We start from the raw sequence: 15,630 nt of genomic DNA, 5'->3' as shown, positions 1-15,630 counted from the left end.
GCCGTCCTTGCGTCGACCGGCTGCGCCTCGCCAGCGCCCTTGCGCCCTCGACCGCGGCGCCTTCGCCAACGACCACCGCCGACCGTTCGCGAAGCGCGAATGGACGCCTCCCTCGGCAACTGCGTCAGCGGCCCGGCTTGCCCCTCGCCGCCGAGGGCCGTAAGTCGCACAGTCATGACCCAGACGACCGCGACCGCCCCGCTGATCTGCCCCTCCATCCTGGCCAGCGACTTCTCCAAGCTGGGCGAGGAGATCCGCGCGCTGGAGACGGCCGGCGCCGACTGGATTCACGTCGACGTCATGGACGGCCATTTCGTGCCCAACCTGACCATCGGCCCGGACGTGGTGAAGGCCCTGCGCCCGCACACCAGCCTGCCGTTCGACGTGCACCTGATGGTCGCTCCGGTCGACAACTGGCTGGAGGCCTATCGCGCGGCGGGCGCCGACATCATGAGCGTCCACCCCGAAAGCGGCCCGCACGTCCACCGCACGCTGGGTCAGATTCGTCAGCTGGGCGCCAAGGCCGGCCTCGTCTTCAACCCGGGCACGCCGCTGATCGTGCTGGAGGAGACCGTGGAGATGGTGGACCTGGTGCTGATCATGTCGGTCAATCCCGGCTTCGGCGGTCAGAAATTCATCGAGACCTCGCTGAGGAAGATCGAGCGCGCCCGCGCCATCCTCGACCGCGCCGGGTCCAAGGCCCATCTTCAGGTCGACGGCGGCGTGGTCGCCGCCAACGCCGGAGCCTGCGTCGCCGCCGGAGCCGACGCCCTGGTCGCGGGCTCCTTCGTCTTCAAGGGCGGACCGGACGCCTACGCCGCCAACATTCAGGCCCTGAAGGCCGCCGCCGCGTGAGTCCCCTCGGCCCCTTCGCCCCGCGCGACAGCGACGTCCCCCTGGCCGAGGGGCACATCCCCGGTCTGAAGGGCGCGCCCCTGCGGACCCCCGTGCGCGCCGCCTCGGGCGCCCGGCCCGACCCGCGCCTTTGGGCCTCGGTCGCCAAGGGACTGGCCGCGCGCCAAGCGTGGATCGAGCTTTACGGCCTGCCCGGCTACGGCCTGACCCTAGGCGGTCCCACGGCCGAGGGCTTCGCCGTCAGTCCGCGCGATTTCCGCCCCCTGCCCGAGGAGACGCCGCGCCCCCTGCTGTCGGGCAAGCTGACGCTGGCGGGCCTCAGCCTGGACGCCGAGACCCCGCTGGAGCTGTGGAACAGTCCCACCCCCAGCCGCGCCTTCGCGGTCGAACTGCACGGCTTCGCCTGGCTGCCCGCCATGATGGCCCAGGGCGATCGCGGCGCGCGCGAGGCCCTGGCCATGACCCTGGCCTGGCGCGAGGTGTTCAGCCGCTGGTCGCCCTTCTCCTGGGATCCCGACATCCTGGCCCGCCGCGTCTATCATCTGGCCTGCGCCGGACGGCGGCTGGCGGGCGTGGCGACCGAGGTCGAGCGCCTGCAACTGACGGACATCCTGGCCCACCAGGCGCGCCAGCTGCTGCGCCCGCCCGGCGGGATCATGGGCCGCGCCGAGCGCCTGACCGCCGCCGCCGTCGCCGGCTGCGCCCTGACCGGCAAGGCCGGCGCCGCCATCCGCAACAAGGCTCTGAAACGTCTGCCCGGCGCCCTGGCCGCCACCGTCGCCCCCGACGGCGCCCACGCCTCGCGCGCGCCGGAGATGGGGCTGGAGCTGCTGCTCGACCTGCTGACGCTGGACGACGCCCTGGCCCAGCTGTCGGAGGTGACGCCCGAGCCGGTGGCCGAGGCCATCTCGCGCCTGACCCTGGCCCTGCGCCTCCAGACCCTGCCCGACCGCCGCCTGGCCGTCTTCCAGGGCGGCGGCCCCTCGACGCCGGAACGCATCGCCGCCGCCCGCGCCCATGACGATGCGCCCGCCGCCCCGGCCGGCGGCCTCGTCGGCGGCCTGTTACGCGTCTCCAGCCCGCTGCTGACCGTCATGATCGATGTCGAGGCCCCGGCCCGCAACGCCTGGTCGGCCGCCGCCTGCGGCCAGCCCGCCGCGCTGGAGGTCGTCTGCGGCCGCGATCGCCTGTTCACCTCGGCCGGATGGACCCCGCGCGCCCTGGACCGCCAGGCCCTGCGCCTGACGCCCGGCGCCTCGACCCTGACCCTGGGCGAACAGCCGCTGGGCGAACCCCTGTCGGGCTGGAAGGGCGAGTTGCTGGGCCCGCGTCTCGTCGGCCCCGCCCTTCATGTCACGCGCCAGCACCAGGAAGGCGACGGCGCCGTCTGGCTGGAGGTCGAACACGACGGCTGGATGCCGCTGTACGGCCTGATGCACCAGCGTCGTCTCTATATCGATCAGAGGCTGGACGAACTGCGCGCCGAGGAGCGGCTGCATCCGCCCGAAGGCCGTCCCGAAGCGACCCGCGCCATCGCCGCCCCCTACGCCCTGCGCTTCCAGCTCGAGCCGGGCGTTCAGGCCTCGCTGGCCCGCGACCGCCGCTCCATCCTGCTGCGCGGCCCGTCCGGGCGCGGCTGGTGGTTCCGCAGCGACGGCCCCGATGTAGCCATCGAGCCCGCTGTCCACATCGACGAAGGCCTGACCCGCCGCAGCCTCCAGATCGTCGTGCGCGGCTCGGCCCGCACCGACGCCGAGACCAAGGTCCGCTGGAAGCTGAGCCCCGCCGGCGCGAGCGGCGATCCGAGCTAAGCGCCGTCGAGGCGGCGGAGGAAGGCGCTGACGCTTCCTTCCCCCTCTCCGTCATCCTCGGGCTTGACCCGAGGATCGGGCGCCAGTCCGCACAGGCTGGGATAACGGTCTTGCCACTGCGGGTTGGCCTTCTCGACCAGTTCGAGCGTCCATGTCCGGTTCCAGGCCTTCAACGCCTTCTCGCGCCGGATCGCCTCCGTGACGAAGCCGTGCATCTCATACCAGACCAGGGTCTTGCAGCCGTAGCGGTGAGCGAAGCCTTCGACGCCGTCCTCTCGGTGCTAGCGAATGCGCTCGTACAGGTTCGACGTCATGCCGACGTAGAGGACGCCGAGCGGGCGGCTGGCCAGAATACAGGTCGCCATGAAGGGGCGGCGCTCGTTCATGGAAGGTCGAGTGGCGGACAACTCGATCCTCGGGTCAAGCCCGAGGATGACGGCGAGTGGAGAGAGCAAGAGCGCCCCAAGGGCTGACGCCGCGCCCCGTTGGTGCTAGAGGCCCCGCCATCTCCCCGCCCCAGCCGTAAACGGACGCCGCCCATGCCCGCCGCTCCCGACTTTCCGCCCGCCCCGGACGCGATCAAACCCGTCCGCGCCCTGATCTCCCTGTCGGACAAGGCGGGGCTGGAAGACGCCGCGCGCACCCTGGCGGGGCTGGGCGTCGAGCTGGTCTCCACCGGCGGCACCAAGGCGGCGATCGCGGGCTTCGGCCTGCCGGTCAAGGACGTGGCCGATCTGACCGGCTTCCCGGAAATGATGGACGGCCGGGTCAAGACCCTGCACCCTGTCGTCCACGGCGGCCTGCTCGGCGTGCGCAACGCCCCGACCCACGCCGCCGCCATGACAGAGCACAATATCGGCGCCATCGATATCGTCTGGATCGACCTCTATCCGTTCGAGAAGACGGTCGAGGAGGGCGGCGGCTTTGAAGCGGCCATCGAGAACATCGACATCGGCGGCCCAGCCATGATCCGTTCGGGCTCCAAGAACCACGGTCACGTCGCCGTCGCCGTCGACTCGATCAGCATCGGCCTGATCGTCGAAGCGCTGAAGGCCGACGGCTCGACCACCCTGGCCCTGCGCAAGCAGTTGGCCGCCCGAGCCTTCGCCCGCACCGCCGCCTATGACGCCGCCGTTTCATCATGGTTCGCCGCTCAGCTGGACGACGCCGCCCCGGCGCGCAAGTCGATCGCCGGTTCGCTGGCCCAGACCCTGCGCTACGGCGAGAACCCGCACCAGACCGGCGCCTTCTACCGCACCGGCGAGAAGCGCCCGGGCGTGGCCTACGCCACCCAGATCCAGGGCAAGGAGCTGGGCTACAACAACATCGCCGACGCCGACGCCGCCTATGAACTGGTGGCCGAGTTCGAGGCCCCGGCCTGCGTCATCGTCAAGCACGCCAACCCCTGCGGCGTGGCCGTCGGCAAGGATCTGTCGGAAGCCTACGCCCGCGCGCTGGAATGCGACGCCGTGTCGGCCTTCGGCGGCGTCATCGCCGTCAACCGCCCGCTGAACGGCGACGACGCCCGCGCCATCACCGGCATCTTCACCGAGGTCGTCATCGCGCCGGGCGCCGACGACGAAGCCAAGGCCGTCTTCGCCGCCAAGAAGAACCTGCGCCTGCTGATCACGGACGGCCTGCCCGACCCGCACGGTCCGGGCGAGGTGTTCCGCTCGGTCGCCGGCGGCTTCCTGGTGCAGTCGCGCGACCGCTCGCTGATCAAGCCCGAAGACCTGAAGATCGTCACGCGCCGTCAGCCGACGCCGACCGAGATCCAGGATATGCTGTTCGCCTTCACCGTGGCCAAGCACGTCAAGTCCAACGCCATCGTCTACGCCAAGGACGGTCAGACCGCAGGCATCGGCGCCGGCCAGATGAACCGTCGCGACAGCGCCCGCATCGCCGCCATCCGCGCCAAGGAAGCGGGAGAAGCCAAGGGTCTGGCCCATTCGCTCGCCGAGGGTTCGGCCTGCGCCTCCGAAGCCTTCTTCCCCTTCGCCGACGGCCTGCTGGAAGCGGTCGCCGCCGGGGCCACGGCGGTGATCCAGCCGGGCGGTTCGATCCGCGACGAGGAAGTCATCGCCGCCGCCGACGAACGCGGCATCGCCATGGCCTTCACGGGCGTTCGCGTCTTCCGGCACTAGGCATGAAGAGCGCTAACGCGAGCCGCGCGGCGGCTCGCTGCTTGAGCGCAGAAAGGGCGCCGCCGGTCATCGGCAGCGCCCTTTCTTTTGGCCAAGGCCCGGTCGGGCCTCAGTCCTCGATCACCTCGTGCGAGCCGGCCCGGCCCAGGCGCCAGTAGCCCGCGACCTTCATCCATTTCGGGTTGAACGGCCGGACGGCCAACAGGGCCGCGCGCATCGAGCGGGCGACCGAGGATTCGCAGGCGACCCAGACATAGGCGTCGGCCGGGTCGATTTGTTTCGCCGCCGCGACCGCCGCCGCCGTCAGGGCCTCGGCGCGGCCGCGCGGGCCGCCCTTGCGATGCACCCAGACGATCTCGACGTTCGCCGGACTGGGCAGGTCCAGCTCTCCGCCTGCGTCGTTGACCTCGATGCAGGCGATGGCGCGCGCGCTTTCCGGCAGTTCCTCCAGACGGCGCGCGATGGCGGGGATGGCCGCCTCGTCGCCGACCAGAAGATGCTCGGCGAAGCTGGTCGGGATCAGGAAGGAGCCGCGCGGCCCGCCCAGACCCAGTTCGTCGCCCGGTCGCGCATCTTCGGCCCAGGCCGTCGCCGGGCCGCCGTGGCCGACGGCGAAGTCGATGATCAGCCGACGATTGGCGGCGTCGAAAACACGCGGCGTGTAGTCGCGCGCCACGGGCCGGGGCTCGGGAAACACCGGTCCGTCCGGCCCCAGCGTCGGCAGCACCAAGGGCTCGCCGCGCGGCGCGGGGAAGATCTTCACGTGGTCGTCGAAGCCGGGGCTGAAGAAGCCCTCCAACTCCTCGCCCGTCAGGACGATCCGTTTCAGCACGGGGGTCAGCTGCTCCACCGCCTCCACGCGCGCGCGGCGGAACTTCAGCTCGTGCCGCACGCGGCGCGGTTGTCTCAGCAGGGCGTCGTTCATGCCTGTCTCACCTTTTCGGCCGCGGCCTCGATCAGGTCGGCGATGGCCTCGACCTGAGCCTCGCTGAGCGGCGGCTCCTGGCTCAGACGCTCATGGGTCGCCGCGCGGAAGGCCTCAATGGCCTGGGCGATGCGGGCCGGACGATCGGCGCGGCCGCGCAAGACCTTCATCTTGCGCTCGGCGTGAGCCAGGGCCTCGGCGTTCTCGCCCAGCAGGCGACGGCCTTCATCGGTGACGGCGTAACGCTTCTTGCCGCCCTCGGCGACGACGCTCAGGGCGCCCATGTCCTCCAGCAGGGTCAGGCTGGGGTAGATGACGCCGGGGCTGGGCGTGTAGGTTCCGCCCATCCGGGCCTCGATGGCCTTGATCAGTTCATAGCCGTGACTGGGCTTGTCCGCGATCAGCGACAACAGCACCCAGCGCAGGGCGCCGTGCTCGAACATGCGGCCGCCGCCGCGACGGCCGTGGCCCTCGCCCCGCATCCGGCCCTCGCCCATGCGTCGCCCTTCCGGCCGCATCGACCGAAAAGGGCCGCCGTGCCCGCGCGCAAAACCGTGGCCCATGCCGCAGCCGCGCATTCCGATTCCCTTGAATCCTCTCATCTGCGTCTCTTCTCTCTCACTTAGATATATCGAACTCGCAAACAGATATATCGATATATCGAAAGCGCAAGACCTCTTTCTTCGGCGGAGAGACGGATTAAGCTGCGCCGATGGACACCGTCGCCGCCCGCTGGGCCCAGCTAGAGCCCCATGTTCACGTCGTCGGACCGGACGACGACAAGGCCCGTCCGGCGGTCCTTCTGTTCCACGGCTGCGGCGGTCTGCGGGCCCATCTGCCGCGCTACGCCGAGGCGGCGAAGGCGGCGGGCTGGCGCGCCTTCATCGTCGATTCCTATGCGTCGCGCGGATGGGGCCGAAACTTCACCCTGATCGCCGTCTGCACCGGCCTGGCCTTTCGCGGCTATGAGCGCGCTGGCGACGTCCTGGCGGCCATCCATGGCGTCTCGCAACGCCCTGACGTCGACGCCTCGCAACTGGCGCTAGGCGGGTGGAGCCACGGCGGCTGGGCCATCATGGAGATGATGAGCGAGACGCCCGAGCCGGGCCGCATGGGCGTGGCCGATCCCGCAGCCGTCGACCTGTCCGGCGTCAAGGCCGTCTGGCTGGCCTATCCCTACATCGGCCCCTGGGCCTTCAATCGAATGAAGCCCTGGCGCCATTGCCCGCGCGTCCTGGCGCTGACGGCCAAACGCGATCACCTGACCACCGTCCGCAACGCCGAGCGGGTCAACGCCATGATCCGCAACTGCGGCTCAGAGGTCGAAAGCTGGGTCGCCGACGGCACCCACGCCTTTGACGAGCCGACCAACAACGGCCCCATGCGCCACCATCCGGAACTGACCGAAGAGGCGCTGCGTCGCTTCAGCGCCTTCCTGAAGGACAGCGCGCCCCACGTCTGAAAATAGTCTGCTGAAAATAATCTCTGGACCCCGCCTTGACGCGCGCCTTTTCACGTAACAATTGAAGTTACATGAAAAGAGACTCCCGCCTCTCCAACATTCTTCACGCCCTGCTGCACATGGCCGAGCACGAACAGCGCTGCGGCCTACCGATGACCTCGGACATGCTGGCGACCTGTCTGTCGACCAATCCGGTCGTGGTCCGCCGCACCATGGCGGGCCTGCGTGAACAGGGGCTGGTCGTATCTGAAAAAGGCCACGGCGGCGGCTGGCGACTGGCGCGCCCGCTGGAGGCCGTCACCCTCGGCCAGGTCCACGCCGCCCTGGGCGAGCCCGGCCTGCTGCCCGAGTCGCCGCCGGTCGAGGCCGAAGGCTGCCTGATCGAGGCCGCCGTCAACGACGCCTTGTCCGACACCTACGCCGCCGCGCGCGCCCTGCTGGCCGCGCGGCTGGACTCCATCACCCTGGCTGATCTGGCGGCGGACTTCTCGTGCCGGCTGGCCGCCCATCCCAAGAGAGACCTGCTCCATGCGCACCAGCGAAAACCCGATGCCCCATGACGCCGTCGTCATCGGCGGCTCCTACGCGGGTCTGTCCGCCGCCCTGCAACTGGTGCGGGCGCGCCGCCGCGTCCTGGTCATCGACGACGGCCGCCCCCGGAACCGTTTCGCCGCCCGCGCGCACGGGGTGCTGAGCAACGACGGCCGTCCGGGGTCGGAGATCGCCGCCGCCGCCCGCGCCCAGGTCGCGGCCTATCCCACCGCCGCCTTCCGCATGGCCGAGGCGGTGGACGCGACGCGCATCGACGGCGGCTTTTCGGTCGCCTTCGCCGACGGCAGCCGCACCATGGGCCGTCGTCTGATCCTGGCCCACGGGGTCGAGGACGTCCTGCCCGATCTGCCCGGCGTGAAGGAGCGTTGGGGACGCACCGCCCTGCATTGCCCCTGGTGTCACGGCTATGAGGTCGGCGGCGGGCCGATCGGCGTCCTGGGGCGCGGCGACCATGCGGTCCAGTATGCCAGCGTCGTCGCCGAATGGGGCCAGGCCGTGCTGTTCATCGACCCGGCGCGCCTGAGCGAAGACGACGCGCGCGTGCTGGCGCGACGCGGCGTGACCATCGAGCCGACGCCCGTCGAACGTCTGGAAGGCGAGGCGCCGACCCTGACCGGGGCGCGGCTGACGGACGGCCGTTTCATCCCGCTGAAGGCCGTCTTCGTCGGCGCCCATGTGCGGCAGTCCGGCGGCTTCGCCGAACGCCTGGGCTGCGAGATGACCGACACCCCCATGGGCCGCATCGTCAAGGTCGACGCCCAGCAACAGACCACTCAACCGGGCGTTTTCGCCGCCGGCGACCTGGCGCGGCCGGCGGGCAACATCACCCTGGCGACGACGGACGGCATGACCGCCGCCCACGCCGCCTTCCGCTCCCTGATCGAAGAGGAGACGGCCTGAGGATTTCAGCGCGGCTCGATCTTCACCTCGGCGCGAACCGAGTTGGCGATGTAGCAGACGTCATGGGCGCGGTGATGCAGGTCGGCGATGGCCGCCGCATCCGGCTGCTTGTCGCCCGACCAGGTCACGGCGGGGCGCAGCACCACCGCGGTGATCGACATCTTGCCGCGCTCGTCCTTGCCCAGGGTTCCTTCGGCCTCGTCGCGATAGGAATCGACCACGAAGCCGTCCTTGCGGGCGTAGGCCAGGAAAAACAGCATGTGGCAGCTGGACAGGGCGGCGACCAGGGCTTCTTCCGGGTCTACCGCCGCCTCTTCCGACAGGGGCGGCGGGATCATGGGCGAAGGCGCAGACGATCCCCGCACCACAGCGCCGCCGTCGAAGCGCCAGTCATGGCCGCGACCGTATTTGTTGTCGCTGAAGGGCTGATCGCCCCGGTTCCATTCGACGACGGCGACGTGCTGGCTCATGACAGGCTCCGAAACAAAGGGTCGAAGCTAAGCTAGGCGCCCTCTGCGGGTTTCGCCAGATCGCCTTGGGCCAGATCGCCTTGGGTCAGCATCCGCATCTGCATCTGCGCCCGGATGGTGAAGCCCAGCGAGTGATACAGGGCGATGGCCCCGGCGTTGTCCGCATAGGAATGCAGGAAGGCCGTCTCGCCGCGCGCCAGGATGCGCGCGATCACCGCCCGCATCAGCGCCCCGGCGTAACCCCGCCCCCGCGCGTCGGGATGGGCGCAGACGCCCGAGACCTCGGTGAAGCCGTCCGGCTTGAGCCGCTCGCCCGCCATGGCCAACAGCCGCCCGTCCTGCTTGACCCCGAAGAAGTCGCCCAGTCGGTGCGTCTTGTCGAAGAAGGGCCCCGGCTCGGTCAGGGTCGCCAGCGCCAGCATGGCCGGGGCGTCGGCTTCGGTCAGGGGCTCTATAGCGATGTCGCGCGCCTTGGCCGGAGCCAGATCGACCAGAACCATCTGCGTCAGCACCGCCTCCTTCAGCACCGTCAGGCCCGGCGGGATGGGCGTGCGCTCCGCCTCGACCGTGGCCAGCAGCCCCTCGGGCTGCTCCAGCGCCGCGACGGCCGCCAGGCTTTCCGGCGCCTGATCGACGCTGGCGACGAAGACACCGTAACCCGGCGCCAGCCGCAACGCCCCGCCCGTCCCTACGGCCAGGGACGCCTGACGCGCAGACGTCAGGGCGTTCCAGATCGGACGATCCAGCGGGTGCGCCATTCGGCTCAGCCCTGCCAGAAGCCGACGATCTTCTTGACCTCGGCGATAGTCGGCTCGGCGACTTCGCGGGCCTTTTCGGCGCCGGCGGCCAGGGCGCGGTCGATCTCGGCCGGGTCGTTCATCAGGCGGCGCATCTCGGCGGTGACGTTCGCCATCGAGGACACGGCCAGTTCAGCCAGCTTCGGCTTGAAGGCGCCGAAACCCTGACCCGCGAACTCGGCCAGCACCGCCTCGCGCGTGGTGTCAGCCAGGGCGGCGTAGATGGCGACCAGGTTCTTGGCCTCTGCGCGGCCTTCCAGACCCTCGACCGTCTCCGGCAACGGCTCGGGATCGGTCTTGGCCTTCTTGATCTTGTTGGCGATGGCGTCGGCGTCGTCGGTCAGATTGATGCGCGACAGGTCCGACGGATCGGACTTGGACATCTTGGCCGCGCCGTCGCGCAGAGACATGACCCGTGTCGCCGGGCCCTGGATCAGAGGCTCGGGCAGGGGGAAGTAGCCCGGCGTACCGAAGTCGTTGTTGAACTTCTGGGCGATGTCGCGGGTCAGCTCCAGATGCTGCTTCTGGTCCTCGCCGACCGGCACCTCGGTCGCCTTGTAGAGCAGGATGTCCGCCGCCTGCAGCACCGGATAGGTATACAGACCCACGCTGGAGCGTTCCTTGTGCTTGCCTGACTTCTCCTTGAACTGGGTCATCCGGTCCAGCCAGCCCAGGCGACCGACGCAGTTGAAGATCCAGGCCAGCTCGGCGTGGGCAGGCACGGCCGACTGCGGGAAGATGACGGCCTTGGCGGGGTCGAGACCCGAGGCCAAATAGGCCGCCGCGATCTCGCGCGTCTGGGCGGCCAGCTTCTCCGGCTCCTGCCAGACGGTGATGGCGTGCATGTCGGCGACGAAGACGAACAGGGGCGCGCCCGTCTCCTGCAGTTCGGTGAAGCGTTTCAGCGCGCCCAGGTAGTTGCCCAGGTGCAGGGCGCCGGAAGCCTGGATGCCGGACAGGATGCGGCGCGGACCGGTGTATTGAGCCGGAGTCTGGTCAGTCATGATAGCGGATCTCGGAAATCGAAAGGCGAGTGTCGGCGCACGTTTTCGCGTGCGAAAGGGGGACGTGCGGAAGCGCGGAGCGGCGGATCAGCCGCGCCATCGTCCGTGAGCGAGAAATCGTCCCGAAAGCGCCATGCCCTCGCGCTTATCGGTTCGCAGCGCGAAGGGCAAGCTCACCGCGCCCGCCGGACCAGGCCCTTGACCTCGGCCACGGTCACGGCCCGGGTCAGGAAGGCCAGGACGACATAGGCCAGACCGCCCGAGGCCACGACCAGCAACAGGGTGATCTCCTTGGCGCCGTGGGTCGAACCCGCCAAGGCCAGAAGGTCCGCGACCGGCGCCTGCAGCATCGGCCGCGCCCACGACGCGACGCCGACCACCGCCGCCAGGCCCGCGCTGGCCAGGGCGATGCGGCCAAGGCGCCAGACCGCGCGCGGGCTCGGCCGGTAGTGATCGCGCCGCCACAGGGTCGCGCCCAGTAGCAGCACATTGGTCCAGGCCGAGGCGCTGACCGCCGCCGCAATGCCCGACACCCCCATGCCGGCGCTGAACAGGCCGATGGCCAGGACGGCGTTCACCGCCACCGAGATCAGGGCGAACACCATGGGCCGCCGCGTATCGCCCCGCGCAAAGAAGGCGGGCGCCAGGATGCGGATCAGGACGAAGGCGGGCACGCCCCAGCCGAAATGCAGCAGGGCCTGGGCCGTGTTGACGGCGTCCACCTGCAGGAAGGCGCCGCGCGTGAACAGGGCGTCGATCAGGAAGTAGGGCATGGCCATCAGAGCCGCCGCCGCCGGCAGGGTCAGGGCCATGGACAGGATCAGCGCCTCGTCCATCGAGGCCTGCTGCTGGCCCTTGTCCTCGGACGCCACCGCTGAGGACAACTTGGGCAGAAGAGCGATGCCGATCGCCACCCCGACCAGGCCCAGCGGCAGCTGATACAGCCGGTCCGCCGTCGCCAGCCAGGTGCGGCCGCCGTCGACGAAGCTGGACAGGTTGCCGGAGATGAAGACGTTGATCTGGGTCGCGCTGTTGCCGATGGCGGCCGGGATGGCGGTGATGATGATGGCCTTCACCGCCGGGGTCATCCTCGGCAGGCTGAGGCGGATGTTCGCCCCCGCCTTGCGCGCCGCCCACCAGCACAGGCCCGCCTGGGCCACGCCCGCGACCAACACGGCCCAGGAGGCGGCGTAGGCGGCCTCGATCTGGTCGCCCTTCACCGGGATGACGGCGGCCAGCATGATCAGGTTCAACAGGATCGGATAGGCGCCGGAGACGATGAAGCGCCCCCGTGCGTTCAAGACGCCGCTGAGCAGGGAGGCGATCGCCATGCAGGGCAGATAGGGCATGGTGATCTGGGTCAGGATCACCGCCAGCTTGAAGCGCGCCGGATCGTCCAGGAAGCCGATATTGATGACGGTCATCAGCCACGGCATGGCCAGTTGGGCGACGAGGGTCAGGGCCACGGTGACGGCGGCCACGGCGGCCAGGGCGTCGGTCGCCACCTTGTCCGCGGTCGCCTCGCCTTCGCTCTTCAGCGTCTTGGCGTAGGCGGGCACGAAGGCGGCGGCGAAGGCCCCTTCGGCGAAGATGCGCCGGAACAGATTGGGGAAGTTCAGCGCCGTATAATAGGCGTCGGCCGCCGGTCCCGCCGAGGCGCCCAGCGCCGCCGTGATGACCAGGTCGCGCGCGAACCCGGCCAGCCGGCTGAGCAGGGTCATGGCGCTGAAGATGGCCGAGGACCGGGCCACGCCGCCGGCCTTGGGCTTGGCCGTCGCGGCGGAGGCGGGCGGCTGGACCACCGGCTCGACCGTGGCGTTTGCGGCCGGGATCGGCGCGGCCGGTTCGATGGGATCGGTCTTGTCGTTCACGGCTGTTCCTGCGCTCGGTCCGAAACGCCTTAGCGCGCCTGCGAGCCGCTGGATACGGGCGAGCGGCCCAGAGCGCCTTCCAGATCCGAGACGTCGCGCACGCTGGCGCGCACAGGGATGATGCGCCGCCCCGCCGGGCCCTGGAGCGTCCGGTCCAGCACCTCCAGCAGATCGGCCTTCAGCGCCTCCAGCTTCGACTTGCTCTTCGGTTTCCGGCCGTCGGCGTCGGTGATGTAGAAGCCGTCCACCGCCCGCTCGCCGAAGCTGGCGACGTGGGCGGAGCGGGTCGAGTAACCATGCGCCGAAATGGTCCGCGCCAGATCGGCCAGCAGACCGGGACGGTCTGCGCCCGACACCTCGATCACCACGGCGCTGGTTCCCGTATCAGCGTCGATCCGCACCACGGGCCGCACCTCGAACACGGCGCGGCGGGCGCTGACGCGCGGCGCCTCCAGCGCCGAGGTCCGCGCCCCCTTCAGCACCGCCCGCTCCATCGCCTTGACCAGAATGGCCAGTCGGCGCGGCTCACGCCCGCCATAGGGCTCGCCTGCCCCGTCCTGGATCTCGAACACGTCCAGCGCCATGCCGTCCACGGCCGTGGCCAGCCGCGCGCCCACCACATCGGCGCCCGCCATCGACAGCGTCGCCGCCAGATCGGCGAACAGGCCGGATCGGTCGCGCGCCGCCACGGCCACACGGGCGGTCGATTCCAGCGGCCCCTCGGCGGGCAGGGCCTCGACCGCCGCCCCTTCGCGCCGCGCTCGCTCGACCAGCGCCGGGTGATCGGCCAGGGGGTCTTCGCGCGTCACGGCGTCGCCCCGGAACAGGGCCTCGGTCGCCTCGAACAGGGCGCGCATCAACTGCCCCTTCCAGCCGTTCCACACGCCCGGCCCCACGGCGCGGATGTCGGCCACGGTCAGCACCATCAGCATCCGCAGGCGCTCCGGGTCGCCCACGGCCTCGGCGAAGGCGCGCACGGTCGAGGGGTCGGACACGTCGCGCTTCTGGGCGTAGTCGCTCATCAGCAGGTGATGGCGCACCAGCCAGACGACCAGCTCGATCCGACGCGGGTCGACCCCCAGCCGTTCGCACGCCCGGCGCGCGGCGATGGCGCCGTCCTCCAACTGGCCCCGGTCGCCGCCCTTGCCCACGTCGTGCAGCAGCATGGCCAGCATCAGGGCTTCGATGTCGGCGATGCGGTGGATGACGCCCGTCGAGGCCGGATGGTCCCCCTCCAGCTTGCCGCGCGCGATGTCGTTGATGATCCCGACCGCCTGCAGGGTGTGCTCGTCCACCGTATAGGCGTGATACATGTTGAACTGGGTCTGGCCGACGATCCGCCCCCACTCGGGCAGGAAACGGCCGAGAAAGCCCGTCTCATTCATGATCGACAGGACGCGATAGGGCCGTTGGCCATGCGCCAGCACCGTCAGGAAGGCCTCGGCCGCGCGCGGATCGCGGCGCAGGGCGGGCGTCACCAGCGTCAGCGAACGGATCACGGCGGCGAAGGCGTCGGGGTGCAGGTCCAGGTCCAGCCGATCCGCCTCGACGAACAGCAGCAGCAGCCGCACCGGATCGCGGGCGAACACGTTCGCACCCGTCACTGTCAGTCGCCCCTCCTCCACCGCCAGACCGTCGAAAGCCAGCTTGATGCGACGGCGCCGGATCAGCCGCGACAGGCCGCGCGCCAGACCTTCGGCCTTCTTCTGCTGGCGGGCCTCCAGCTGGGCCGAGACGGCGCGGGTCAGGGCGCCGACCTCGCGCGCCACCTGGAAATAGCGGCGCATGAAGCGCTCGACCGCCAGTTCGTCGCCGCGCCCGCGCCATCCCATGCGCCGGGCGATCTCGGGCTGGAAGTCGAAGGTCAGCTTCTCCTCGGCTCGACCGGCGCTGAGGTGCAGCAGGATGCGGACCCGCCACAGGAAGCCGATCGCCTCGCGGAAGCTGCGCATCTCGCGCGCGGTCAGCAGGCCCTCGAGCGCCGCCTGTCCCCGGTCGCTGTCCGGCGCCAGGGAGCGAGCGATCCAGAACAGGGTGTTGAGGTCGCGAAGCCCGCCCTTGCCGTCCTTGATGTTGGGCTCGACGCGGTAGCGGACCGCGCCGGTCTTCTGCAGCCGCACGTCGCGCTCAGCCATCTTGGCGGCGATGAAAGGGCGCGGATCAGCGCGGCTGACCGCGCTGCGGAACCGCTTCAGCAGGCCCTCGCCGAGCCCGACGTCCCCCGCCAGGACCCGCGCCTCCAGCAGGGTGGTGCGCACGGTCATGTCGTCGCGCGCCAACGCCAGCGTCTCACCGATGGAGCGAAAGGCCGAACCGACCTTCAGCCCCAGATCCCACAGGACATAGTGGACGAACTCGACCACCGCCTGTGCGCGCGGGCTGATCGCCTGTCCCGGCCGCAGGAACAACAGGTCGAGGTCCGAAAACGGCGCCAGCACCCCGCGCCCATAGCCGCCGACGGCCAGCAGGGTCAGCCGCTCGTCCAGAGCCGGATGCACCTGTTCGGTCGCGAACCGCCACAGGGTGGTCAGCAGGGCGTCCGCGGCCTCGGCGTAGAGACGCGCGGCCTCGGCCCCGTCGGTGGCGCTCTCGGCCCGGCGTGCGGCGCGGGCGCGATCGGCGTCGAAACTTTCGCGCAAGGCGGCGGTGACGGCGGCGCGCGGGTCCGGCGCCGAAGCGGCGTCGAGAACGGCGGACGGGAGCGGAGGCGGGACGGTCACGGAAGGAACATAGCACGCTCCCTCACTCCCGCTCATCCCGGCGGACGCCGGGATCCAGTAAGAGCTTCAGGCTCAGCGCCTGAAAAGGCGCTCCGCCTCCAAACACGCATTTGGGGCCA

General features: G+C 70.4%; 14 protein-coding genes. 6 read left to right on the top strand and 8 right to left on the bottom strand.

Annotated elements, in window-relative coordinates; genetic code table 11:
* The first annotated feature begins 174 nt into the window (after positions 1-174).
* Both rpe and ACWIDZ_RS07350 read left to right on the top strand, forming a co-directional pair.
* Positions 175-855, top strand: a complete 681-nt coding sequence (gene rpe / locus ACWIDZ_RS07355; protein ID WP_453988095.1) for a ribulose-phosphate 3-epimerase — start codon at positions 175-177, stop codon at positions 853-855.
* Positions 852-2,666, top strand: coding sequence for a heparinase II/III family protein (locus ACWIDZ_RS07350; protein ID WP_453988096.1), 1,815 nt, complete (start codon positions 852-854; stop codon positions 2,664-2,666). The genes rpe and ACWIDZ_RS07350 overlap by 4 nt, the downstream gene beginning before the upstream one ends.
* Here the strand turns inward: ACWIDZ_RS07350 and ACWIDZ_RS07345 are convergent.
* Complete coding sequence (locus tag ACWIDZ_RS07345; RefSeq protein WP_453988097.1) at positions 2,663-2,881, bottom strand: hypothetical protein; 219 nt, start codon at positions 2,879-2,881, stop codon at positions 2,663-2,665. The two genes, ACWIDZ_RS07350 and ACWIDZ_RS07345, sit on opposite strands and share 4 nt — an antisense overlap.
* Before the next feature lie 324 nt (positions 2,882-3,205).
* On the opposite strand from ACWIDZ_RS07345, the gene purH reads away from it, so the two are divergent.
* Entirely contained in the window at positions 3,206-4,810 is a 1,605-nt protein-coding gene (purH, locus tag ACWIDZ_RS07340; protein WP_453988098.1) for a bifunctional phosphoribosylaminoimidazolecarboxamide formyltransferase/IMP cyclohydrolase, read from the top strand.
* Between the two features lie 109 nt (positions 4,811-4,919).
* On the opposite strand, the gene ACWIDZ_RS07335 is transcribed toward purH, so the two are convergent.
* Both ACWIDZ_RS07335 and ACWIDZ_RS07330 read right to left on the bottom strand, forming a co-directional pair.
* Complete coding sequence (locus tag ACWIDZ_RS07335; protein WP_453988099.1) at positions 4,920-5,735, bottom strand: siderophore-interacting protein; 816 nt, start codon at positions 5,733-5,735, stop codon at positions 4,920-4,922.
* Complete coding sequence (locus ACWIDZ_RS07330; RefSeq protein ID WP_453988100.1) at positions 5,732-6,337, bottom strand: PadR family transcriptional regulator; 606 nt, start codon at positions 6,335-6,337, stop codon at positions 5,732-5,734. The genes ACWIDZ_RS07335 and ACWIDZ_RS07330 overlap by 4 nt, the downstream gene beginning before the upstream one ends.
* Positions 6,338-6,447: 110 nt before the next feature.
* Here ACWIDZ_RS07330 and ACWIDZ_RS07325 point away from each other — a divergent pair, with 110 nt between their 5' ends.
* The 3 genes from ACWIDZ_RS07325 to ACWIDZ_RS07315 all read left to right on the top strand — a co-directional run bounded on the left by ACWIDZ_RS07325 (position 6,448) and on the right by ACWIDZ_RS07315 (position 8,649).
* The gene (locus ACWIDZ_RS07325) at positions 6,448-7,197 is read left to right on the top strand and encodes a dienelactone hydrolase family protein (RefSeq protein ID WP_453988101.1); all 750 of its coding nucleotides are present in this window, start codon (positions 6,448-6,450) and stop codon (positions 7,195-7,197) included.
* 71 nt (positions 7,198-7,268) lie between these two features.
* Complete coding sequence (locus ACWIDZ_RS07320) at positions 7,269-7,757, top strand: Rrf2 family transcriptional regulator (RefSeq protein ID WP_453988102.1); 489 nt, start codon at positions 7,269-7,271, stop codon at positions 7,755-7,757.
* Positions 7,726-8,649, top strand: coding sequence for an NAD(P)/FAD-dependent oxidoreductase (locus tag ACWIDZ_RS07315; RefSeq protein ID WP_453988103.1), 924 nt, complete (start codon positions 7,726-7,728; stop codon positions 8,647-8,649). The genes ACWIDZ_RS07320 and ACWIDZ_RS07315 overlap by 32 nt, the downstream gene beginning before the upstream one ends.
* 5 nt (positions 8,650-8,654) lie before the next feature.
* On the opposite strand, the gene ACWIDZ_RS07310 is transcribed toward ACWIDZ_RS07315, so the two are convergent.
* From ACWIDZ_RS07310 to glnD, 5 genes are all read right to left on the bottom strand, one after another.
* Positions 8,655-9,119 (bottom strand): OsmC family protein, encoded by a 465-nt coding sequence (locus ACWIDZ_RS07310; RefSeq protein ID WP_346485272.1) that lies wholly within the window; start codon positions 9,117-9,119, stop codon positions 8,655-8,657.
* Between the two features lie 32 nt (positions 9,120-9,151).
* A complete protein-coding gene (locus ACWIDZ_RS07305) occupies positions 9,152-9,877 on the bottom strand; it encodes a GNAT family N-acetyltransferase (RefSeq protein WP_453988104.1) in 726 nt (241 codons plus the stop codon).
* A gap of 5 nt (positions 9,878-9,882) precedes the next feature.
* A complete protein-coding gene (trpS, locus tag ACWIDZ_RS07300) occupies positions 9,883-10,920 on the bottom strand; it encodes a tryptophan--tRNA ligase (protein WP_338577377.1) in 1,038 nt (345 codons plus the stop codon).
* A 173-nt stretch (positions 10,921-11,093) separates the two neighbouring features.
* Positions 11,094-12,791 (bottom strand): murein biosynthesis integral membrane protein MurJ, encoded by a 1,698-nt coding sequence (murJ, locus tag ACWIDZ_RS07295; protein ID WP_453988105.1) that lies wholly within the window; start codon positions 12,789-12,791, stop codon positions 11,094-11,096.
* 29 nt (positions 12,792-12,820) lie between these two features.
* On the bottom strand, positions 12,821-15,511 hold the full coding sequence (gene glnD, locus ACWIDZ_RS07290; protein ID WP_453988106.1) for a [protein-PII] uridylyltransferase: 2,691 nt from the start codon (positions 15,509-15,511) through the stop codon (positions 12,821-12,823).
* Positions 15,512-15,630 lie beyond the last annotated feature (119 nt).

The sequence above is a fragment of the Brevundimonas sp. NPDC055311 genome (assembly GCF_053645695.1).
Note: the sequence above shows the minus strand (reverse complement) of the source record. Positions and strands in the feature narration are given on the sequence as shown.

Excerpts from the sequence above, each read along its gene's own strand:
- ACWIDZ_RS07325 (WP_453988101.1), top strand. The coding sequence starts at position 6,448 with ATGGACACCGTCGCCGCCCGCTGGGCCCAGCTAGAGCCCCATGTTCAC.
- ACWIDZ_RS07320 (WP_453988102.1), top strand. The coding sequence starts at position 7,269 with ATGAAAAGAGACTCCCGCCTCTCCAACATTCTTCACGCCCTGCTGCAC.
- ACWIDZ_RS07345 (WP_453988097.1), bottom strand. The coding sequence starts at position 2,881 with ATGCACGGCTTCGTCACGGAGGCGATCCGGCGCGAGAAGGCGTTGAAG.
- ACWIDZ_RS07305 (WP_453988104.1), bottom strand. The coding sequence starts at position 9,877 with ATGGCGCACCCGCTGGATCGTCCGATCTGGAACGCCCTGACGTCTGCG.
- purH (WP_453988098.1), top strand. The coding sequence starts at position 3,206 with ATGCCCGCCGCTCCCGACTTTCCGCCCGCCCCGGACGCGATCAAACCC.
- ACWIDZ_RS07310 (WP_346485272.1), bottom strand. The coding sequence starts at position 9,119 with ATGAGCCAGCACGTCGCCGTCGTCGAATGGAACCGGGGCGATCAGCCC.
- ACWIDZ_RS07335 (WP_453988099.1), bottom strand. The coding sequence starts at position 5,735 with ATGAACGACGCCCTGCTGAGACAACCGCGCCGCGTGCGGCACGAGCTG.
- ACWIDZ_RS07330 (WP_453988100.1), bottom strand. The coding sequence starts at position 6,337 with ATGAGAGGATTCAAGGGAATCGGAATGCGCGGCTGCGGCATGGGCCAC.
- trpS (WP_338577377.1), bottom strand. The coding sequence starts at position 10,920 with ATGACTGACCAGACTCCGGCTCAATACACCGGTCCGCGCCGCATCCTG.
- ACWIDZ_RS07315 (WP_453988103.1), top strand. The coding sequence starts at position 7,726 with ATGCGCACCAGCGAAAACCCGATGCCCCATGACGCCGTCGTCATCGGC.
- rpe (WP_453988095.1), top strand. The coding sequence starts at position 175 with ATGACCCAGACGACCGCGACCGCCCCGCTGATCTGCCCCTCCATCCTG.